General features: G+C 71.0%; 15 protein-coding genes. 9 read left to right on the forward strand and 6 right to left on the reverse strand.

The window, feature by feature from the left end; translation table 11 throughout:
• Window positions 1-50: 50 nt before the first annotated feature.
• The 6 genes from ADL01_RS29735 (at window position 51) to ADL01_RS29760 (ending at window position 10,595) form a co-directional block, all read left to right on the forward strand.
• Window positions 51-833 (forward strand): SGNH/GDSL hydrolase family protein, encoded by a 783-nt coding sequence (locus tag ADL01_RS29735; protein ID WP_324614644.1) that lies wholly within the window; start codon window positions 51-53, stop codon window positions 831-833.
• A gap of 386 nt (window positions 834-1,219) precedes the next feature.
• Window positions 1,220-2,650 carry an arabinofuranosidase catalytic domain-containing protein gene (locus ADL01_RS29740; protein ID WP_199834965.1) on the forward strand — a complete coding sequence of 477 codons (1,431 nt, stop codon included), beginning with the start codon at window positions 1,220-1,222 and terminating at the stop codon, window positions 2,648-2,650.
• 199 nt (window positions 2,651-2,849) lie between these two features.
• Window positions 2,850-4,691, forward strand: a complete 1,842-nt coding sequence (locus tag ADL01_RS29745; RefSeq protein WP_053745093.1) for an RICIN domain-containing protein — start codon at window positions 2,850-2,852, stop codon at window positions 4,689-4,691.
• Between the two features lie 46 nt (window positions 4,692-4,737).
• Window positions 4,738-7,143 carry a ricin-type beta-trefoil lectin domain protein gene (locus tag ADL01_RS29750; protein ID WP_053745094.1) on the forward strand — a complete coding sequence of 802 codons (2,406 nt, stop codon included), beginning with the start codon at window positions 4,738-4,740 and terminating at the stop codon, window positions 7,141-7,143.
• A gap of 51 nt (window positions 7,144-7,194) precedes the next feature.
• Entirely contained in the window at window positions 7,195-9,177 is a 1,983-nt protein-coding gene (locus ADL01_RS29755; protein ID WP_053745095.1) for an alpha-L-fucosidase, read from the forward strand.
• Window positions 9,178-9,254: 77 nt separating this feature from the next.
• Window positions 9,255-10,595 (forward strand): ricin-type beta-trefoil lectin domain protein, encoded by a 1,341-nt coding sequence (locus ADL01_RS29760; RefSeq protein WP_053745096.1) that lies wholly within the window; start codon window positions 9,255-9,257, stop codon window positions 10,593-10,595.
• A 174-nt stretch (window positions 10,596-10,769) separates the two neighbouring features.
• Here the strand turns inward: ADL01_RS29760 and ADL01_RS29765 are convergent, their stop codons facing one another.
• Window positions 10,770-12,239 carry a cytochrome P450 gene (locus ADL01_RS29765; RefSeq protein ID WP_053745097.1) on the reverse strand — a complete coding sequence of 490 codons (1,470 nt, stop codon included), beginning with the start codon at window positions 12,237-12,239 and terminating at the stop codon, window positions 10,770-10,772.
• Between the two features lie 107 nt (window positions 12,240-12,346).
• Here ADL01_RS29765 and ADL01_RS29770 point away from each other — a divergent pair, with 107 nt between their 5' ends.
• Together ADL01_RS29770 and ADL01_RS29775 are read left to right on the forward strand one after the other, a co-directional pair.
• The gene (locus ADL01_RS29770; protein ID WP_053745098.1) at window positions 12,347-12,955 is read left to right on the forward strand and encodes a TetR/AcrR family transcriptional regulator; all 609 of its coding nucleotides are present in this window, start codon (window positions 12,347-12,349) and stop codon (window positions 12,953-12,955) included.
• Window positions 12,956-13,063: 108 nt separating this feature from the next.
• A complete protein-coding gene (locus ADL01_RS29775) occupies window positions 13,064-13,798 on the forward strand; it encodes a DUF2470 domain-containing protein (RefSeq protein ID WP_053745099.1) in 735 nt (244 codons plus the stop codon).
• Here ADL01_RS29775 and ADL01_RS29780 read toward each other — a convergent pair.
• From ADL01_RS29780 to ADL01_RS29790, 3 genes are all read right to left on the reverse strand, one after another.
• Complete coding sequence (locus tag ADL01_RS29780) at window positions 13,766-14,947, reverse strand: lactonase family protein (RefSeq protein ID WP_053745100.1); 1,182 nt, start codon at window positions 14,945-14,947, stop codon at window positions 13,766-13,768. The genes ADL01_RS29775 and ADL01_RS29780 overlap by 33 nt on opposite strands.
• 145 nt (window positions 14,948-15,092) lie before the next feature.
• Complete coding sequence (locus ADL01_RS29785; protein WP_053745101.1) at window positions 15,093-16,127, reverse strand: hypothetical protein; 1,035 nt, start codon at window positions 16,125-16,127, stop codon at window positions 15,093-15,095.
• 61 nt (window positions 16,128-16,188) lie between these two features.
• Window positions 16,189-17,454 carry an FUSC family protein gene (locus ADL01_RS29790; protein WP_053745102.1) on the reverse strand — a complete coding sequence of 422 codons (1,266 nt, stop codon included), beginning with the start codon at window positions 17,452-17,454 and terminating at the stop codon, window positions 16,189-16,191.
• Between the two features lie 181 nt (window positions 17,455-17,635).
• Between ADL01_RS29790 and ADL01_RS29795 the strand changes: the two genes are divergently transcribed.
• Window positions 17,636-18,538, forward strand: coding sequence for a DUF3626 domain-containing protein (locus tag ADL01_RS29795; RefSeq protein WP_420719748.1), 903 nt, complete (start codon window positions 17,636-17,638; stop codon window positions 18,536-18,538).
• 25 nt (window positions 18,539-18,563) lie between these two features.
• Here the strand turns inward: ADL01_RS29795 and ADL01_RS29800 are convergent, their stop codons facing one another.
• Complete coding sequence (locus ADL01_RS29800; protein WP_053745103.1) at window positions 18,564-19,526, reverse strand: SDR family NAD(P)-dependent oxidoreductase; 963 nt, start codon at window positions 19,524-19,526, stop codon at window positions 18,564-18,566.
• Window positions 19,527-19,560: 34 nt separating this feature from the next.
• Entirely contained in the window at window positions 19,561-20,661 is a 1,101-nt protein-coding gene (locus ADL01_RS29805) for a PHP domain-containing protein (protein WP_053745136.1), read from the reverse strand.
• Window positions 20,662-20,686 lie beyond the last annotated feature (25 nt).

Genomic DNA, 20,686 nt, shown 5'->3' on the forward strand with positions numbered 1-20,686 from the left:
CCCCTACCCGTTCACCCCCACCCACTGTCCCGCACCAGTGAGGAACGCTCATGCGGAAGTACTCGCCACTCCTGACCGCCGCTCTGGCGGCGGCGCTGGCCGGCGCCACCGCGTTACCCGCGGTGGCCGCCCCAGGCACCGGGTCGCCACCCGCTGCCCCAGGTGCCACCGCGCCCGCCGCGCTACGGCTGATGCCCTTGGGTGACTCGATCACCTGGGGCGTCGGCAGCCCGTCCGGCAACAGCTACCGCGCCTTTCTGCGCAACCAGCTGTCGGCTGACGGGCACGCCGTGGACTTCGTCGGCTCGGGCCGCAGCGGCACCATGTCCGACCCGGACAACGAGGGTCACTCCGGCTGGCGCATCGACCAGATCGCGGGCATCGCCGACTCCGTACTGGCCCGCTACCGCCCGAACGTGGTCACCCTGGAGATCGGCACCAACGACCTCAACGGCAACTACCAGATCCCGACCGCCCCCGACCGGCTGCGTGCGCTCATCGACCAGATCACCCGCGACGTCCCCGGCGTGACCGTTCTCGTCGGCACCGTGATCGTCTCCACCAGCGGCACCGAGGAGGCCAACCGGCCCGGGTTCAACGCCAGGATCCCCGGGATCGTCCAGGCCGCGCAGGCCGCCGGCAAGCACGTACGCCTGGTGGACATGGGCGCGTTGAACAGGGCGGACCTCTCCGACGCCCTGCACCCCAATGACAACGGCTTCCGCAAGATGGCGGACGCCTTCAACGCGGGGGTGCGGGCCGCGGACGCGGCGGGCTGGATCAGACCGCCGGCTTCGGCGGTCGATCGGGTCCACCAGCGGACCCTCGGATGAGGTGAGGGGCACGAGGACCCGCGTCCGGCACGACGGCCGTCGCCGGACGCGGGTTCCGGCATGCCCTCGCAGCGGCTTGATCAGCGGAAACATGGGATGGATCGTGTTTCCAGATCGCCAAGACATGGCTATTGACAGCTAGTTGGGCCTGTGGGATCACTACGGCATGGGATGTCTGAGTGTTCCCTGTGCGTGCTTACGGGCACGCAGCCGGGACCGATCGACACCCCTTCCGAACCCTTCCTCCGGACCCTTCGGACAGGCACGGCACTCTCCGTCCGCACCCCCCGCATATCCGAGGACACAGAATGCAGCCTCCATCTGCTCCGCCCCCCACTCCCACGGCACGCACGTCCCGCTTACCGGCGGCCGCCGCCGCATGCGTGCTGGCGCTGCTGGCCATGCTGCTGGCATCCGCGCCGACATGGTCCGCGCCGGCGTCGGCGGCAGCGCTGGTGAGCTCGGCGTCGGGACGGTGCCTGGACGTCAAGGGCAACGTCGACACGTCCGGCACGGCGCTGCAGATCTGGGACTGCAACGACCAGGTCAACCAGGCGTTCGAGTTCACGTCGGCGGGTGAGCTGAGGGCGATGAACGGCACCCGGTGCGTGGACGCGTACGACACCCGGACGGCCCCGGGAGCTCCGGTGGTCATCCGGCCGTGCGACGGACGGCCGACCCAGGTGTGGCGCCACACCTCCGACGGACCCGTCACCGGTACCGCCTCCGGATTCTGTCTGGACGTGAACGGGGCGGCCACGGCCAACGGCACCGCGCTCATCCTGTGGACCTGCAACGGCCAGAGCAACCAGAAATGGACCTCGCCGAGCTCCCCGCCACCCGTGCCTGGCGGATCGGGTCCGTGCGGCATCTACGCCGCCGGCGGTACACCGTGCGTGGCCGCGCACAGCACCGTGCGAGCGCTCTACGGTTCCTACAACGGCTCCCTCTACCAGGTCAGGCGTGCCTCGGACAACACCACCCGGGACATCGGCCTGCTGGCGCCCGGCGGCTTTGTCGACGCGGCGGCGCAGGACGCGTTCTGCGCGGGCACCTCATGCGTGATCACGGTCGTCCGCGACCAGTCGGGACACGGCAACGACCTGTGGTACCAGGGCTCCGCCCAGGTCCCGGGCTCGAACCAGAGCAGCCCCGCGAAGGCCACCTCCGAGTCGTTGACCGCCGGGGGCACCAAGGCGTACTCGCTGTACATCAACCCGGGGAACAGCTACTGGCGCGACGGCCACCTGACGGGCGTGCCGACCGGTGCCGCACCCGAAGGTGCCTACATGGTGACCAGCGGCACCCACGTCAACGGCGGCTGCTGCTTCGACTACGGCAACAGTGAGACGACCCGCAAGGCCGACGCGGCGGGGGCGATGGACGCGATCAACTTCAGCACCCAGTGCTGGTTCGGCGGCTGTTCGGGAAGGGGGCCCTGGGTGCAGGCCGACCTCGAATGGGGCCTGTACTCCGGCGGCAGCCAGTCCTGGAACCCCAACCAGCGGGCCTTCACGGACAAGTTCGTCACCGCGATGCTCAAGAACAACGGCACCTCGAGGCTCGCCCTCAAGGGCGGCAGCGCCCAGTCGGGGAACCTGACCACCCTCTGGGACGGCGGGCTGCCCGGCGGATACAGCCCCATGAAGAAGCAGGGGGCCATCATCCTGGGCAGCGGCGGTGACTGCTGCAAGCCCGGCGGCGGCGCCAACCTGAGCGCCGGCACCTTCTACGAGGGGGCCATCGTCGCCGGCTACCCCTCGGACGCGACCGACAACGCGGTGCAGGCCGACATCACCGCCGCCGGCTATCGCTGAACGCGCGGCACCGCTCCGCCGCTCGTCCGCCGGTGATCGTCGCCGCGCCGACCCGGTGGGGCACCCGCACTCGGCTCCGGGGGCGGCAGCCCACCGCCGCCCCGGCAGGTCGCCGCGCCGTGCACCACTCACGTACGGAAGCAGGCCCTGTCCACCACGCGCGCCGCAGCGCAGCGGCGCCCCGTCTCAGGAGGATCTGATGAGGACGAGAGGGACAACAGGCCGGCTGGCCGCGGTGGCCGGGCTGGTCCTGGCACTCGTGCTGCCGCTGTCGTCGACGGCATCGAGTCAGCCCGCCGCGGCCAAGTCGCTGAGCGTGAACCTGGCCTCGACGCGGGGGCCGTCGACCGGCGTGGGGGAGGGGTTCCTCTACGGCATCAGCCAGGACGGCACCCAGCCCGTGGACCGGTTCCTCCAGCCGCTGGGGATCAACGCGTTCCGCGGTGGCGGCTGGTTCTCAGGCGGCTGGATCAAGGACGGCTACCAGTACGGCTCGGCGACCCGAGCCGACATCGACTCGATCACCGCGCAGGCGAAACGGCTCACCCAGCCGCCGTATCACGCGCAGTACCAGGTGCTCGTGAGTGACATCTACGGCGCGAACGGCGGCCAGCCCTCGAACACGAGGTATCCGTGCGACAACGGCGACTGCTCCAACTGGGTCGGCTTCATCGGCTCCACGGTGCGGGCGTTGCAAGCCACGGGACTCACGTTCTCCTACGACATCTGGAACGAGCCGGACATCTCCGCCTTCTGGACCCGGGGCGTCAACAGCGCCCAGTACTTCCAGATGTGGGACACCGCCTACCGGGAGATCCGGCGCCTCGCCCCCGGGGCGCAGATCGTGGGCCCGTCGTTCGCGTTCACCCCGCAGGGCAACCCCGGTCAGTGGCGCACCTGGCTCGCGCACGTGAAGTCGGCCGGGACGGTGCCGGACATGATCGCCAACCACAACGAGGGCGACGTCGACGACCCCGTCACCGTCGGGCAGAGCCTGCGCGCCGCCCTGAGTTCGGCGGGCATCGGTCCGTTGCCGCTGTCCTCGAACGAGTACCAGCCGGCCGACCGGCAGACCGCCGGGGTGACCGCCTGGTACCTGGCGCGGTTCGCGCAGTCCGACTACACCAACGCGATGCGCGGCAACTGGGTGTGCTGCGTCGTCCCGAACCTGACGGGAGTGCTCACCCAGAGTGGGGGCACCTGGCAGCCGACCGGCAACTGGTGGGCGCTTCGGGACTACGCCGACCTGACCGGCACCCTCGTCGCCACCTCCGGCCAGGTCGGCTCGACGGCTGTCTCGGCATCCGAGGACGCCGCCGCGAAACGCGTGGTGGCCGTCGTCGGTGACTCGAACGGATACACCGGGGACGCGTCCCTCGCCTTCAACGGGCTGTCGTCCCTGCCCTGGCTGACGAGCGCCGGCGGTGTGCACGTCACTGTCCGACGCATCCCGGACCAGGCACCGCTGGCCGCGCCGCAGACCGTGTACGACCAGAACGTGAGCGTCTCGGGCGACTCGATCACCGTTCCGTTCACGTTCCAGGGCTCGCACGACGCGTTCTCCGTCTATCTGACGCCGGCCTCGTCCGGCGGTGGGGGCGGTGGGGGCTTCCCGGACGGCTCCCACCAGCTCGTCGTCGCCAGCAACAGCCTGTGCCTGGACGTGTACGGCAACTCCACCAGTGAGGGCGCCGCGATCGACCAGTGGTCCTGCAACGGACAGGGCAACCAGCAGTTCCAGTTCGTGCCGGCCTCGGGCGGCTACGGCGAACTGCGCGCCCAGAGCTCCGGCCTGGACGTGGCGGTCGCCGGCAGCTCCACTGCGGCGGGCGTGTTGAACATCGTCCAGCAGGCCCCCGGCGCGGCGCCCAACGCCCTGTGGCTGCCCGTGCGCCAGACCGACGGCAGCTACGCGTTCCAGAACCGCAACAGCGGTCTGTGTCTGGACGTCTACGGCGGCGGCAGCGCGGTGGGACAGCAACTGGACCAGTGGCAGTGCAAGAACGTGCCGGGCAGCAACCAGGACTTCGTCGTCCGCTGAACCGCACCCGACGCGGACCCCACGACCTGCGAAAGGAATCTCCACCGTGTCAGCATTCAGAGGGCTGTTCAGGCGCATGCGAGCCTCGACGGCCGTGCTCGCGGGCCTCGTCCTGGCAGCGGGCGGCCTCGTGGCCACGACCGCCGTACCGGCCCAGGCCGCGACGTCCATCACCATCAACGGCGCGTCCGGCGGGCGGACCTTCGACGGCGTCGGCGCGATCAGCGGCGGAGGCGGCAACAGCAGACTCCTGATCGACTATCCCGAGCCCCAGCGCGGGCAGATCCTCGACTACCTCTTCCGGCCCGGCTACGGCGCCTCGCTGCAGATCCTCAAGGCCGAGATCGGCGGGGACACCAACTCCACCTCGGGAGCCGAGCCCAGCCACCAGCACACCCGCTCCGACCTCAACTGCGACCGGGGCTACGAGTGGTGGCTGATGGAGCAGGCCAAGGCCCGAAACCCCGCCCTCAAGCTGTACGGACTCTCCTGGGGCGCGCCCGGCTGGATCGGCGGCGGGAACTTCTGGTCCAACGACATGACCAACTACCTGCTCTCGTGGCTGGGTTGCGCAAAGCAGCACGGGCTCACCATCGACTACCTCGGCGGATGGAACGAGCGGGGCTACAACGTCTCCTGGTACCAGCAACTGCGTAGCGCGCTCAACAACAACGGCTACGGCAGCGTCAAGATCGTCGCGGCCGACTCGGACTGGGCCGTGGCGAACGACGTCAACTCCAACCCGGCGTTCGCCTCCGCCGTGAACGTCATCGGTACGCACTACCCCTGCGGTTACCGGTCCAGCCAGTCCAACTGCTCGGTGCCGTCGGCCGCCATGTCGAGCGGCAAACCCCTGTGGGCCAGCGAGAACGGCTCGGACGACTACAACGGGGGAGCACCGGCCGTGGCCCGCGGCATCAACCGCGGATACATCGACGGCCGGATGACCGCGTACCTCAACTGGCCGGTGGTCGCGGCGCTCACCCCGAACCTGCCGTATCCCACGATGGGCCTCTCCCTGGCCGCGCAGCCGTGGTCGGGGCACTACTCGATCGGCAAGAACACCTGGGTGATGGCGCACACCACCCAGTTCACGGCCCCGGGGTGGAAGTACCTCGACGCCTCCAGCGGCTATATCGGCGGCAACCGGAACAACGGCAGCTACGTGTCGCTGAAGTCGCCGACCACCTCCGACTACTCCACGGTCATCGAGACGATGGACGCGGGCGGCGACCAGACGCTGGACTTCAACGTCACCGGGGGCCTGTCCACCGGAGCCGTCCACGTCTGGTCGACCGACGTCAACTCCGGCAACACGGCCGACCACTTCGCGCACACCACCGACATCACCCCCACGGGCGCCGGCTTCTCCCTGACCGTGAAGCCCCACCGCGTCTACACCCTGACCACCACGACCGGCCAGGGCAAGGGCACCGCCACCGGCCCCGCCTCGGGCGCGATGAGCCTGCCGTACAGCGACTCCTTCGACGGCTACGCCACCGGCAACGAGGCGAAGTACCTCATGGACTGGCAGGGCGCCTTCGAGGTGGCGGGCTGTGGCGGCGGCCGCAGCGGCAGGTGTGTGCGCCAGATGAGCCCGCAGAAGCCGATCACCTGGGACGCGCTGTCCGATCCGCATGCCCTGCTCGGTGACGTGAGCTGGAGCAACTACACCGTCTCGTCCGACGTGCTGCTCGAACAATCGGGATACGCCGAGCTCATCGGCCGCGCGAACGCACAGGACTACTCCAGCACCGGCGGACTGAACGCCTACCACCTGCGGGTGAGCGACACCGGAGCCTGGTCGATCCTGAACTCGCGCACCAACGGCAACGTCGCCACCCTCGCGAGCGGCACGACCGCGCCCCTGGGCACCAACCGCTGGCACACCCTGGCGCTGACCTTCTCCGGCAGCACCATCACCGCCGTCATCGACGGAGCCACGGTCGGTTCCGCCAACGACCGCACCTGGGCCGGTGGCCAGGTCGGCTACCAGACCAGTCAGAACGAGACGGCACAGTTCGACAACCTGTCCCTCACCCCCGGCAGCGGCGGAGGCGGCGGCGGCTCGATCGCCACGATCGTCGGGGCCGCCTCCGGCCGGTGCGTGGACGTACCGAAAGCGTCGCAGACGTCCGGCACCCAGGTGGCGCTGTGGGACTGCAACGGCGGCGCCAACCAGCAGTGGACGAGCACCTCGGCCGGTGAACTGCGCGTCTACGGCAGCGCCTGCCTGGACGCCTCGGGCGGCGGCACCAGCCCCGGTACCAAGGTCGACATCTGGACCTGCGACGGCAGCGCCAAGCAGAAGTGGACGCTGGGCGCCGACGGCACGATCACAGCCCAGTCCGGCCTGTGCCTGGACGCCGCCGGCGCCGGAACGGCCAACGGCACCCTGCTCCAGCTGTGGACCTGCAACGGCGCGAGCAACCAGAAGTGGACGCGCGACTGACCCCGGGACAGCCGGGACGACCGACCCCTCAACGACGCTGAGAGGCTCCGCATGACTTCCTCACCCCTCCCGATCAGCCGGCGCCGGCTGATCGGGGCGACCGGCGCGGCCACGGCCCTGGGCCTGCTGCGGTTCGCCCCCGGGGCGGCCGCGACCGACGGCCCCTCCAGTTACACCCCGAGCTGGTCCTCCGTCGACCAGCATCCCCCGGCCCCGGCCTGGTTCAAGGACGCGAAGTTCGGCATCTACTACCACTGGGGCGCCTTCAGCGTCCCCGCGTTCGGCAACGAGTGGTACCCGCGCAACATGTACATCGGCGGCTCGAACGAGAACCGGCACCACATCTCCACCTACGGCGACCCGTCGGCCTGGCCGTACCACAACTTCATCGACGGGGCCCGTGACAAGGCGGGCAGGTTCGTGCAGTTCGCCCCCAAGCTCGCCTCCCAGGGCGGCAGTTGGGACCCGAACGCCTGGGCGCAGCTGTTCAAGGCGGCGGGCGCGCGGTTCGCGGGCCCGGTCGCCGAGCACCACGACGGCTTCTCCATGTGGAACAGCCGCGCCAATCCCTGGAACTCCGTCCAGCACGGCCCCCGGCTCGACCTCGTGGGCCTGCACGCGCAGGCCATCCGCGGGCAGGGGATGAAGTTCATGGCCTCGCTGCACCATGCCTACAACTTCACCGGCTACTACGACAACGTGCCCTCCCAGTCGGACCCGACGCTGCGCATCCTCTACGGCCAGCTGGGCGCCGCCGCGGAGAACAAGCTCTGGTACGACAAGCTGGTCGAGGTCATCGACGGCTACCAGCCCGACCTGGTCTGGCAGGACTTCAACCTGGGCCGGGTGGACGAGTCCTACCGGCTCCAGTTCCTCGCGCACTACTACAACAAGGCGGTCGCCTGGAACAAGGACGTGGCCGCGACCTACAAGGACGGCCTCAACAACAAGGGCGAGGTCTTCGACTTCGAGCGCGGTGGCCCGGCGGGGCTGCTCACCCCCTACTGGCTGACCGACGACAGCATCTCCTCCTCCAGCTGGTGCTACACGGTGGGCATCGGCTACTACTCGACGCAGGCACTGCTGCACTCGCTGATCGACCGGGTCAGCAAGGGCGGCACCATGCTGCTGAACATCGCCCCGACGGCCGAGGGCACCATCCCCTCCGGACAGCAGTCGATCCTGCTCGGCATGGGGGACTGGCTCGGCCGCTTCGGAGAGGCGGTCTACGACACCCGCTCCTGGACCAGTTACGGCGAGGGCCCCACCAAGATGGGCGGAGGCTCGTTCAGCGGACCCGTGGCCGGCAAACCGCAGGACGTCCGGTTCACCCGCAGCCAGAACAACAAGGTTCTCTACGTCACCGCGCTGGGCTGGCAGGGCGGCACCCTGAACGTCACCACGCTGAGCTCCAACCGGTTCAACCTCAGCACCCTCACCAGTGCCCAACTGCTCAACAACACCGCAGGCACCTACGTCAACCTGCCCGCACCGACCCAGGACGCCTCGGGCCTGCACCTGGCCATGCCCTCGTCGAACCCGCCGTTCAACGCCCTGGCGTACACCGTCAAGCTCACCTTCTCCGGTGAGATCCCCGTCCTGGACGCGCCGGGCGGCTCCACGACCTGGGTGAAGATCGCCAACGTGACCAGCGGCCTCGCCCTCGACAGCGGCGGGAACGTCGCCTCCGGCTCCAACCTCAAGCAGTGGACCTACGACGGCAGCCCCAACCTGCAGTGGCAGCTGATCGACCTCGGCAACGGCTACCACCGGATCATGAACAGGGCGAGCGGCATGGCCGCCGACAGCTGGGGCAACTCCGCCAACGGCGCGCCCGCCCGGCAGTCGGCGTGGACCGGCGGCAACAACCAGCAGTGGTCGCTGGTCGGCCTCGGCGACAACCGCTTCCAGATCGTCAACCGGGCCACCGGCACCGCCCTCGACGGCAGCGGCTCCACCACGTCCGGCTCCACCACGGTGCTGTGGACGCCGAACTCCAGCACCAACAACGCGTGGACCGTCACCGGCGTCTGAACCACTCCGGCGACCGACGTTCCCTGTCCATCCCTCGCCCCATCCCTCGACCAAGACGGAAAAGGAAGAAGGAGTACATGAAACGCAAACCGTTACTGCTGTCCATCGTGGCCGCGCTGCTTCTCGTCCTGTCAGCTGCGGGCTCCTCGTTCAGCAGCGTCATGAACCCGCCCGGGGCGCTCACCGCCGCCAACGCGACCGCCGGTTGCGGGAAGGCCCCGCTGGCGAGCGGTAACCACACGATCCAGAGCGGCGGCCAGAACCGCAACTACATCCTGCGGGTCCCGGCCGGCTACGACAACAACCACCCGTACCGGCTGGTCTTCGGTTTCCACTGGCGTGGCGGTACGGCCAACGACGTCGACTCGGGCGGGACGGACGGCTACAACTGGTCCTACTACGGCCTTCGGCGCCTCGCGGACAGCGCGAACAACGGCACGATCTTCGTCGCCCCGCAGGGCAACGGCAACGGCTGGGCCAACCCCGGCGGCCAGGACATCGCCTTCGTCGACGCCATGGTCAACCAGCTCGAAGCAGGTCTGTGCGTCGACACCACCCAGTTGTTCGCGGGCGGCTTCAGCTACGGCGGCGGGATGTCGTACGCCCTCGCGTGCTCCCGGGCGACGGTGTTCCGTGCGGTCGCCGTCTACTCCGGCGCGAACCTCAGCGGTTGCAGCGGCGGCAACCAGCCCATCGCCTACATGGGTCTGCACGGCCTCAGGGACAACGTGCTGCCCATCCAGTCGGGACGAGACCTGCGCAACACCTTCGTCCGGACGAACGGCTGCACCCCGCAGAACCCGCCCGAGCCGGCCAACGGAAGCCTGACGCACATCATCACCACCTACTCCGGATGCCGGTCCGGATACCCCGTCGTGTGGGCCGCGTTCGACGGCGCGGGTCACGACCCCGGTCCCATCGACGGTTCCACCGGTGACGGCTGGCGTACCTGGACGTCGGGAGCGGTGTGGCAGTTCTTCTCCCAGTTCGGCACGAACCCGCCCCCGGACCCGCCGAACCCGCCGTCGGGCGGCAGCCAGAAGATCGTCGGTCAGCAGTCCGGGCGCTGCGTCGACATCGGCAACTCCTCGACGACCAACGGGACGCAGGCACAGCTGTGGGACTGCCACGGCAACACCAACCAGCGGTGGACCTACAACGCCGGAAAGCAACTGGTCGTCTACGGCAACAAGTGCCTGGGCGTCGGCCAGTCCGCGGGCAACGGCACCGCGGCGGCGATCTTCGACTGCACCAATCAGGCTGACCAGCAGTGGAACGTCAATTCCAACGGCACGATCACAGCGGCGCAGTCCGGGCTCTGCCTGGACGCCGCCGGCCAGGGCACCGCGAACGGGACGAAACTCCAGGTGTGGAGTTGCTCGGGCGGCGCGAACCAGAACTGGCGCATGGAGGCCTGACTGGTGGGGCCCGACTCGCGGGGCCGGGTGCGGTGAGGGCCGGCCCGGCCTCGTAGGCCTCGACGCACGTCCGTACGACAGCCCCTCCGCGCCCGCGCAGACGCCGGCTCGGCGGGGCTGTCGTGTGTCCCGGTGCCGCGACGCGGTGGTGCGCGGCGGTTGTCGACGGCCGCTTCACTCAGCCGTCGACTCCTCGCTCGGGGGCCGGCGTTCGAGGTGCAGTCGCAGGCCCTGCGGTATCACCGTCAGGCGTTCCGCCACCCGCAGCCGGTAGTCGGGGTCGGGCTTCAGGTCGTAGCGGCGCAGCAGCAGGCCGAGGACGAGTGTCGCCTCGTGCAGGGCGAACTGGCGGCCGATGCACGCCCGCGCCCCGGTGCCCCAGGGCTTGAACGCGTGGGCGGGACGGGCGCGCACGGCCGCCGCGTCGAAACGGTCCGGGTCGAACCGGTCGGCGTCGGCGCCCCAGACCGCCGGGTCGCGGTGCAGCAGCGGAGCGAGGACCAGCGTCCAGGCCCCCTCGCGCATCGGATGCTCGCCGCCGAGCACCGTGTCGTGGCGGGCCTCGCGGGCGAAGCCGGGCGCCGTCGGCCACAGCCGCAGCGACTCGTCGAGCACCCGGCGCACGTACCGCAGCCTGGCGACCTGGTCGTAGCCGGGGACGGCGGCCCCGCCCCAGACGCGGTCCACCTCGGCGCGGGCGCGGGCGGCGACGTCGGGGTGCCGGGAGAGGTAGTGCAGGGCGAAGGAGAGCGCGCCGGACGTCGTCTCGTGGCCCGCGATGAGGAAGGTCAGGACCTGTCGGCGCACGTTCTCGGGCGCCAGGCGCTCGCCGGTCTCCGGGTGGGCGGTGTCGAGCATACGGTCGAGCAGGTCGCCGCCGCCGTCGCCGTCCGACGCCCGGCGGGCCCGCACCAGCTCGTCGACCGTGCGGTTCAGGTACGCCACGGCCGCCTCGTTGCGGCGCGTGGCCCGCCGCAGCAGCAGCGGGGCGAGCGGCGCGGGGACGGTGTTCAGAGACTGCGCGTGGTTGAGGGTGCCCACCATCGCGGTCACGAAGGGGTGCGGGCGCTCGCGTTCGAAGGAGCCGAAGTCGTGTCCGAAGCCGGTGCGCGCGATCGTCTCGAGGGTCAGCTTGGTCATGTCGCCGGGCACGTCCACCGCCCGCCCCGCGGCCTGTTCCCGGTCCCAGTGGTCGGTGAGCCGCCCGGCCACGGCCAGCATCATCGGGTGGTACCCGGCCATCGCCTCGCGGCTGAAACCGGGGGCGAGGACATCGTGCGCCAGCTGCCAGTTGGGCTCGTGGTTGTACGCCGTGAACAGCCCGTCGCCGGCGACCGGGCGCAGGTTGGCCACGCCGAGGCCCACATGTTTGGCGAAGCGTGACTCGTCCGCCAGATCGGCGGCGAGATCCGCGCCCCACACGAACACGATCTCCTTGCCGAACGCCCTGCGCCGGAAGATCGGCCCGAGGCGCCGCCCGAAGCGCATCGAGTCCTGGAGGGGCGTGCGGGCACTGACGCCGACCAGGTCGCCGAGCAGCGGAATCCGGTGCGGCGGATGCGGGATCCGGTGCAGCTCGGGCCAATCCAGCTCGGCGCTGCGGAATCCCTCGGACGGAGCGGTCCGGGTCACCGTCTCGGTCATGACGACATCTCCCTCGGTGCAGGGGCGTGTTGATCCTGTTGTACGTGGATTCAATAGCGCGCCCAGTCTGATCCCGCTGTTGAACCGACGTCAAGTAAGGTGCGGGCATGGCCGCGAAAGAGGGGGAACGCACGCGTCGGCGGCTCAGTACCGGTGAGCGCCGGGAGCAGCTTCTGTCGGTCGGCGCGCGACTGTTCTCGGAGAGTCCGTACGACGACGTGTGGATCGAACAGGTCGCCGAGATCGCCGGCGTCTCGCGAGGGCTGCTCTACCACTACTTCCCGAACAAGCGGGACTTCTTCGCGGCGGTCGTGGAGCGCGAGAGCGAGCGCATGCTGCGGATGACGGCGGCCGTGCCGGGCGTTCCCGCACGCGAGCAGCTGGCCGCGAACCTCGACGCCTTCCTCGCGTACGTGGAGGAGCACGCCCACGGCTATCGCGCCTTCCATCGCGCCGACGCCTCCGGAGACCAGGCCGTACGGAAGGTCTATCAGCGGGCGCTGGCCGCGCAGGAGCGGCAGATCCTCGTGGCGCTCGCGGCCGACCCGGAGTTCGGGCGGCTGTCCGAGGAGCGGCCGGAACTGCGGCTCGCCGTCCGGGGCTGGCTGGCGTTCACGACCGCGGTGTGCCTGGAGTGGCTGCGCGGCTCGGACCTGTCCCGCGAGCAGGTACGGGATCTGTGCGCGCGGTCGCTGCTCGGCACCCTCGCGCCCTGACGCCGGACGGCGGCGCGTCTTTCGGCACGGAATCCCACAGGAACGGGGGTGGTTGGCGTGCGCCCGGATCTCCGATAGGTTAGGCAAGGCTTACCTAAGGAGATGACGATGGGTGACAGTCCGACCTGCACGGCCGCGCCCGCCGCGGCCGAACGCGCGCGCTCGGTGCTCGCCGCAGCGTGGTCCTGCGCGGTGACCGCGGACGGCGGGCGCGAGGAGTTCGTCGGCGCGCACACCGTCGGCGAGGACGGCCGGGTGGTCCTGGACGTACCGGCGGACAGCACGCTGCTCGCCGCCGCCGTCTGCGCCCCGCGCGGCGAACCCTCGGCCGTACTGGAGTTCGCCGACGTCTCGCCCGTCCCCGTCCGCCACCGGATCCGCGCCCGGCTGTGGATGGCCGGCTGGTTCTCCGTCGAGGACGCGGGTGAGGGTGAGCGGCTCGCGTTCCGTCCGACCCGCGTGGTGCTGCGCCAGACCTCCGGTGCCACTGTCGTCGACCTCGACGCGTTCACGGCCGCCGCGCCGGACCCGCTCGCCACAGCCGAGGCCGGACTGCTGACCCACCTCGCCGACTGTCACGGCGACGCCGTCGAGCGCCTCACCCGTCTGGTCGAGCCGGACAGCCTGCACGGCGCCGTCCGGGTCCAGCCCGTCGCCGTCGACCGGCACGGACTCACCCTGCGTATCGAGCGGTCCCGCGCCCACGGCGACGTACGACTGGCGTTCCATCAGCCCGCCGACACCGTGTCCCAGCTCACCGAACGCATGCACACCCTGCTCACCCAGGCCGGCGCTGCCTGTCCCTGCGCGCTACAGCGGCAGCGCGCAGACGGCGACGGGTGACGCGAACGGCTCGCCCGCGAGCCGCAGTTCACCGCTCGCGCGGTCGACACGGAAGACGCTGACCGTGCCCGACCGCTGGTTCGCCGCGAACAGCAGGTTCCCGCCCGGCGCCAGGGCGATGTGGCGCGGGAAGTCACCCGCGACCGGCACCGTGTCGAGAAGCCGCAGACGCGCACCGTCGGCTTCCACCGCGTACCGCGTCAGACTGTTGTCGCCGCGGTTCGCCAGATACGCGTACCGCCCGTCCTCGGTCACCACGAGCTGGGCCGGATAACTCGCGCCCGCCCGCGTCCCCGTGGGCTGCGCCTCCCCGATGTCCAGGCGCCCGGTGGCGGGGGAGTAGCCGCAGACAGCCACCGTGTTGTCCAGCTCGTCGGCGAGATACGCGTATCGCCCGCCCGGGTGGAAGGTGAGATGGCGTGGCCCCGCGCCCGGACGGGTCCGCGCCCGCGAGACCTCGGAGAGCGTGCCCTGTACGGCGTCCAGGCGGTACGTGTAGACCGTGTCCGTCCCCAGATCGACCGCGAGGACATGGCCGCCGTCGGGGCTGGTGAGGCACTGGTGCGCGTGCGGGCCCTGCTGACCCGGGCCGGGCGCCGGGCTGGAGTGCGTGACCAGGTCGGTGCGCTCGCCGAGCGCGCCCGACGCGTCGACGGGGTGCACCGCCACGCTGCCGGAGCCGTAGTTGGCGCTGAGCAGCCAGCGCCCGCTGGGATGCACGGACAGATGGCACGGTCCCGCCCCGCCGGTCTCGCGTGTGCCGAGCACCTGGTGCTGTTCGCCCTCGCCGCCGAGCCGGATCGCGGTCACGCCGCCGTCCTGGCGCTCGTTCACGGCGTACAGGGTGCGGCCGTCCGGGTGTACGGCGAGGTAGGACGGGTCACCCACACCCTTGATCACTCCGGCGCCGGTGACATGGCCCGAGGCCGGGTCGTAGGTGGCGAGGCCGATGCCGGTGCCGCCGCCCTGGACGGAGGTGTAGGTGCCGAGGAAGAGGGGGCGGGGAGCGGCCGGCCGAGGGGCCGGTGACGCCGGTGCGGCCTCGGGCTCCTCCATCGCCCCGGCCGCCGTGGCTCTCGCCGGGACGGAAGCCGCCGCTGCCGTGCCCGCCGCCGCGCCCACGAACCGGCGCCTGCTCCAGCCGCTCATACCTGCACCCCGGTTTTCTCGGTCGCGTCGGCCCCGTGATCGGTCGTGATCAGAGTTGATCAGCCGTGACATCAACTCTGGCCGGATCCCCCGCCAAGGGCAAGAGCGGCAACGGGCGTTGCGTATGCCGCAACGCCGGTACGGCTTACCAGTCCCCGTCCTCCACCGGCTTCCCCGTCAGCGGCTTCACCTGTCCGGGCGCGGGAGCCTGCCACGGCTCGTGATCGTCGCCGAGCCAGTCCCCGACCGGCCGCACGGCCGCCAAGGGGTCCGTGGGGGCGAGATCCTCGGCGTCCTGGTCGAAGTAGTCGAACCAGGGCAGACCGGCGCGTGTGTAGGCCGCGCGGTCCACGGGTGACGGGGGTGGGGCCTCCCCGGTGATGCGACGCCACTCGGGCGGCGTCACGAGATGCACGAACACCCGTCCGGCGGGACGCTCGGCCCACGCCGACAGCGGCCGCTCGTCCCGGTACACCTCCTGGCGCATCGCACCGCCGACGCCCAGCCCCATGGCCGCCCCCGACCGCTGCGGAGCCGCCGCCGAGCCGGGCGCCGCCGGTGCGGCCATCGCCAGGGGTACGGCCGCTCCGTAGCCCCCTGTCGAAGCGGCAGCCGCCCGGGCCCGCTCCGCCCGCTGGCGCTCCTCCTCGCGCCACCTGGCCAGTTCCGCGTCGGTCGGCGGGAACGTCTGGAGCTGTACGCCGCCCCACACCTCCTCGCCCGAGACCTGGCCCTCCACGGTCGCGCCCAGACCGAGCGGCACCGCCACGAACTGGCGGACCGTGCCCTTGCCCGAGTTGATGCCGTCCAGCCAGGGCTGACGCGGCAGCACCACGTAGTTCTGCGGCTTCCGCGACAGCCGGTCGCGCCACGGTTCGCCCGAGACCGCGCACACCTTGCCCACGCCCACCTGCAGCGCGGCGGGCTGCGCCGTGCCCCCGAAACTCAGCCACATCGCCTCGCGCAGATACACCGGCAGCAGCACCCCACCGCGCGCCCGCCAGGCCTCGGGCACCGTGTCGGCATAGTCGGCGACCCGCCGGACCGGGAACTCACCGAGCCCTGGCGGCAGCGCGTGCGTGCCGGTCTCCGGCAGCCGGAGAGTGCGGATGAACCGTACGGCCACACCGCCCGGCAGCCGCAGTGTGTTCCCGTCGATCCGCACACCGGAGTCACCCATGCGCAGCCCCCCCCAATATCAGTCGTCGCGCTCTACGTGACGATCTATCTATGTGACTTCGTCACATAGAACGACGCGACACCGCCTCACGGTTCCGGCCCGGCACGCGCACCCGCTTCGCGTACCGCAGGTATTTCCGCAGCCGGATCACCCAGGGCATCCGCTCCCGTTCCTCGCGGGTGCAGCGGTCCAGCTCCTCCAGCAGCCGCCGGGAGCGGTGCTCGGTGTCCAGCTCGTCGAGTATGCGGTTGACTTCGGTCAGGACGGCACCGTGCAGCTGCCACTGCCCGGCATCCTGCTGGATCTCCTCCAACAGCAGCTGGGCCAGCTTGTCGCGGGTGGCTGTCGCGCCCCGGAGTTCGGTGGCGAGCCGGGCCTCCGCCGACTCGGCGCTGACACTGACGTCGGTGGTGACGAGGACCGCGAGACTGACCACGGCGTCGGCGATCTCGGACAGCAGCCGCTCCAGCGCGGCGCCCGTCTCCGGCGCGAACAGGGGCTCGGGGTCCCTTTCCTTGGCCAGGTCGGTGAGGCTGCGGGCGAGGACGCGCAGGACGACCGTGCAGATCTCCAGCGTGTCCAGTCCGGTGCGCAGCACCACCCGGTGCAGCAGGCCCTCCCGGACACGCGGATTGAGCCGCAGGCTGTCCTCGGCCTGCTTCAGGGCCGCGTCCACCTCGACGATGTCGTGGTCGATCCGGCGGGCCTCGTGCAGACGGGCGGTCGCGTGGTCAACGGGAGTACGGCCGGCGGCCTCCTCACCCATACGCAGCATCAACTGCCGTACCCGCCGCGCCAGGCCCTCGATGGACTCACTGGCCTCGTCCACCCACACCGGGGGAGCGAACAGCAGGTTGATGGCGAGCCCGACGGCAGCGCCGATCACCGTCTCCAGCACCCGCGCCCAGGCGGTGTCCCCGACCCGGGTGACCCCCAGCACCAGCATCGCGCTGATCGCCACCTCGGGCACGAACTCGCTGACCCGCACCAGATGCCCCACCGCCAGTGAGGCCAGGATGATCAGCCCCAGGCTCCACCAGGTCAGCCCCACCAGCACACTGAAGCCGATCGCGATGACGACCCCGGCGACCACGGAGTTCACCCGGCGGATGCCGGTGGTGATCGTGGCGTAGAGGGTGACCTGAACGACCAGGAGCGCGGTCAGCGGAGCGGTGAGCGGCGCGGCCTCGGGACTGAGACGGAGCGCGACGACGTACGCGATCGTCGCGGCGGCCGCCGACCGCAGCGACTGGACGACCACGGGATCGCGGTGCTTTCCGAAAAACCGGACGACAGCCGCCGTCCCTTCACCAAGTGCCATTCGCATGCGCGCGCACGCCTCCTTTCCCACAAACGGACCGAGCGTAGTCACCGAAGTGCGAAAGTGCGCGTGATGCGGAAGGAGGTATTCCTCACGTGATCAGGGATGTTTCTGGATGTTCTGCCTGTTTCCCCGCCGACCGGAAAGCTGTGGATCTCGGGGACCGCCGGATGGTCCCCTGGTGCGCATGATGGACGACCCCGATTCCGCGCACACAAAGGCCCTGCGCCATGTCACCGCCCTCTCCGTAGGCCCGGCCGTCCCCCCGGACCTCCGGGTGACCCTGAACTTCCACCCCGACCGGACGGCCGGCGGACTGCCGCTGCTGAGGGCGATGGCGCAGGACGGTTTCTACCGCTCCCAGTTCGTCACCGGCATCAGCAACGGCGGGCTCACCGCCCGTCCCGGCGGCGACCGCTGGCGCTGGGAGAGCCGGATGTTCGCCGAGGCGTACGACAGCGCGCCCGCCCACCAGCGCCCGGTGTACGGGGCGTTGAACTTCCGCCGCCAAGTCGTGGGCGCCGCCCCGAGGTTCGGCTCCTCATACTTCCGGCTGTCCGGAGCCGTCCTCACCCGGGCCACCTTCTGCTACCCGGACAGCGCGGCCGAACCCGGCCACTTCGGAGTCGCCGCCGGCATGTCCCTCGTCGCCCTTGCCGAGGCGGACACCCAGGACGCGCTCAACGACTACATCGAGGCACAGGTGCACGGCCCAGTCGCCCTCGACCGGGACATCGAGGCGCTGGTCCTCGACGCGAGCTATCGCGGCACACCGGTGGAGGAAGCGGCCCGCGCCCTGCCCGTACCGCTCGAATGGCATCCCGGATACGAGCTCTCCGTACCGGAGTTGCGCCGCCACGCCGACTACCGGGGAGCCGCGTCCGTCGGTCTCGGCGTCCGGATCGCCGAGGACGGTCGGCTCGACCCCCGGATCATCGGCGACGCGGCCCGTGGCGGCCGTCATGAACTCCAGGACCTGAAGATGGTGTGGCACTGCCTCGCCCGGTTCGGTGCTCCCGAGGGCGCGGGGACCGCCCGTTCCGTCTCGTCCAGGGAGGCGGGGGCGGGGGCCGCTGAGCTCACGGGTTAGTTCGGGGCGCGCGGTGGCCCACTGGCTAGACCGCGAACGCGTTCACCCCGGTCAGTCGCGCCGACAGCTCCCACAGGCGGGCCGCCTGGTCGGCGTCGACCGCGTAGTCCCGTACGCCGCTGCGCTGGTCGCCCTCCGGGGCGGGTTCGGCGATGTCGCAGTCCTCGCAGTAGAGGCCGCCCATTCCGGTCAGCTGCGGGGAGGTCGCGGCCCACACCTGGGTGGCCGCGCCCTGCTCGGGCGTCTTGAAGCCCTCCGGGTCGAGCTCCTTGCCCTCGGCGTCCCGCCAGCCGCGCTCGATCTGCTCGGCGAGCGGGATGTGCCGCTGCAGCGGGGTGAAGATGGCGCCGGGGTGGAGGGAGAAGGCCCGTACGCCCGCGTCGCGGCCGAGCCTGTCCAGGTGGACGGCGAACAGGACGTTCGCCGTCTTCGCCTGGCCGTAGGCCGCCCACTTGTCGTAGCCGTGCTGCCAGTTGACGTCGTCCCAGCGGATGTCGGAGAAGTGGTGGCCGCGCGAGGAGACGGAGACGACGCGGGCGCCGCCGGCTGCGATGGCCGGCCACAGCCGGTTGACGAGCGCGAAGTGTCCGAGGTGGTTCGTCGCGAACTGCGCCTCCCAGCCGGGGCCGACCCGGGTCTCGGGGCAGGCCATGATGCCGGCGTTGTCGATCACGATGTCGAGGGTGCGCCCGGAGGCGAGGAAGCGGTCGGCGAAGGCGCGCACGCTGTCCAGGTCGCCGAGATCGAGCGCGTCCACCTCGACCCCCTCGAGGCCGGCCAGCTCCTGCCGCGCGTGCTCGGGGCGGCGGGCGGGAACGACGACCCGCGCGCCCGCCTTGGTGAGCGCCCGGGTGGTCTCCAGGCCGAGGCCCGAGTAGCCGCCCGTGACGAGCGCGAGCTTCCCGGTGAGGTCGACGCCGGCGAGGACGTCGTCGGCGGTGCTCGAGGCGTCGAACCCCGAGCCGATCTTGTGCTGTGCGGTGGTCATGTACGGCACGCTACGGATTGGAGTGCGCTCGAAGTCAAGCCGCACCGCCGCTCACCGAGACGTCCGGCGGCAGCCGGCGCTCCCGCGTCCAGGCCAGCAGGTCGTCCGCCGGCCAGGTCGTGACCACCCGCTCGGCCGGTACGCCACATTCCTCGGCGCGGGCACAGCCGTGGATCTGCCAGTCCAGCTGGCCGGGCGCGTGCGCGTCGGTGTCGACCGAGAACAGCACGCCCGCCGCCACGGCCTGCCGCAGCAGCCGGCGCGGCGGGTCGAGCCGTTCCGGACGGCTGTTGATCTCCACGGCCGTGCCCGTCTCGGCACACGCGGCGAACACCGCGTCCGCGTCGAACTCCGACTCCGGCCGCGCACGCCCCCCGCCCCGCTTGCCCCGCCCGCCACCGCCTCCCCGGGGCTCCTTCCCGACGAGCAGACGCCCCGTGCAGTGCCCGAGCACGTCCGAGTGCGGACTGCGTACGGCGGCGACCATCCGGCGGGTCATCGAACGCGCGTCCATCCGCAGCTTGGAGTGCACGGACACCACCACGACGTCCAGCAGCTCCAGGAGCTCCGGTTCCTGGTCCAGCGAGCCGTCGTCGAGGATGTCGCACTCGATGCCGGTGAGCAGCCGGAACGGGGCCCACGTCGCGTTGAGTTCCTCGACCAGGGCCAACTGCTCGCGCAGCCGCTCGGGGGACAGGCCGTGCGCCACCGTGAGATGCGGTGAGTGATCGGTGAGCACGGCCCACTCGTGCCCGAGGCGCGCCGCCGTACGGCCCATCTCCTCGACAGGGCTGCCGCCGTCCGACCAGTCGGAGTGCAGATGACAGTCCCCGCGCAGCAGCGCCCGCAGCCGCTCCCCGTCCCGCAGCGGCGGGGTCACCCCCTGCTCGCGCTCCAGTTTCTCCAGGTAACCGGGCACCTGCCCGTCGAGCGCCTCCCGCACGACCTGCGCGGTCTTCGGGCCGATGCCCTTGAGGGACTCCAGCGTGCCGGCGCCGGCCCGCTGCCGTATCTCGTCCGGGGACAGCTCCGCCAGCACGTCGATCGCGGTACGGAACGCGCGTACGCGATACGTGGGGGCCAGGGAGCGCTCCAGCAGGAAGGCGATCCGGTCCAGCGCCTCGACGGGATCCATCGACATCGTCACCTCCGCCTCCAGC

Source organism: Streptomyces sp. NRRL WC-3618 (genome assembly GCF_001280005.1).
In the GTDB taxonomy this organism is placed as follows: Bacteria; Actinomycetota; Actinomycetes; order Streptomycetales; family Streptomycetaceae; genus Streptomyces.

Coding starts and splice junctions, on each gene's coding strand:
- ADL01_RS29735 (WP_324614644.1), top strand. CDS start 51: ATGCGGAAGTACTCGCCACTCCTGACCGCCGCTCTGGCGGCGGCGCTG.
- ADL01_RS29805 (WP_053745136.1), bottom strand. CDS start 20,661: ATGGATCCCGTCGAGGCGCTGGACCGGATCGCCTTCCTGCTGGAGCGC.
- ADL01_RS29790 (WP_053745102.1), bottom strand. CDS start 17,454: ATGCGAATGGCACTTGGTGAAGGGACGGCGGCTGTCGTCCGGTTTTTC.
- ADL01_RS29745 (WP_053745093.1), top strand. CDS start 2,850: ATGAGGACGAGAGGGACAACAGGCCGGCTGGCCGCGGTGGCCGGGCTG.
- ADL01_RS29780 (WP_053745100.1), bottom strand. CDS start 14,947: ATGAGCGGCTGGAGCAGGCGCCGGTTCGTGGGCGCGGCGGCGGGCACG.
- ADL01_RS29800 (WP_053745103.1), bottom strand. CDS start 19,526: ATGACCACCGCACAGCACAAGATCGGCTCGGGGTTCGACGCCTCGAGC.
- ADL01_RS29765 (WP_053745097.1), bottom strand. CDS start 12,239: ATGACCGAGACGGTGACCCGGACCGCTCCGTCCGAGGGATTCCGCAGC.
- ADL01_RS29770 (WP_053745098.1), top strand. CDS start 12,347: ATGGCCGCGAAAGAGGGGGAACGCACGCGTCGGCGGCTCAGTACCGGT.
- ADL01_RS29785 (WP_053745101.1), bottom strand. CDS start 16,127: ATGGGTGACTCCGGTGTGCGGATCGACGGGAACACACTGCGGCTGCCG.
- ADL01_RS29795 (WP_420719748.1), top strand. CDS start 17,636: ATGATGGACGACCCCGATTCCGCGCACACAAAGGCCCTGCGCCATGTC.
- ADL01_RS29755 (WP_053745095.1), top strand. CDS start 7,195: ATGACTTCCTCACCCCTCCCGATCAGCCGGCGCCGGCTGATCGGGGCG.
- ADL01_RS29760 (WP_053745096.1), top strand. CDS start 9,255: ATGAAACGCAAACCGTTACTGCTGTCCATCGTGGCCGCGCTGCTTCTC.
- ADL01_RS29775 (WP_053745099.1), top strand. CDS start 13,064: ATGGGTGACAGTCCGACCTGCACGGCCGCGCCCGCCGCGGCCGAACGC.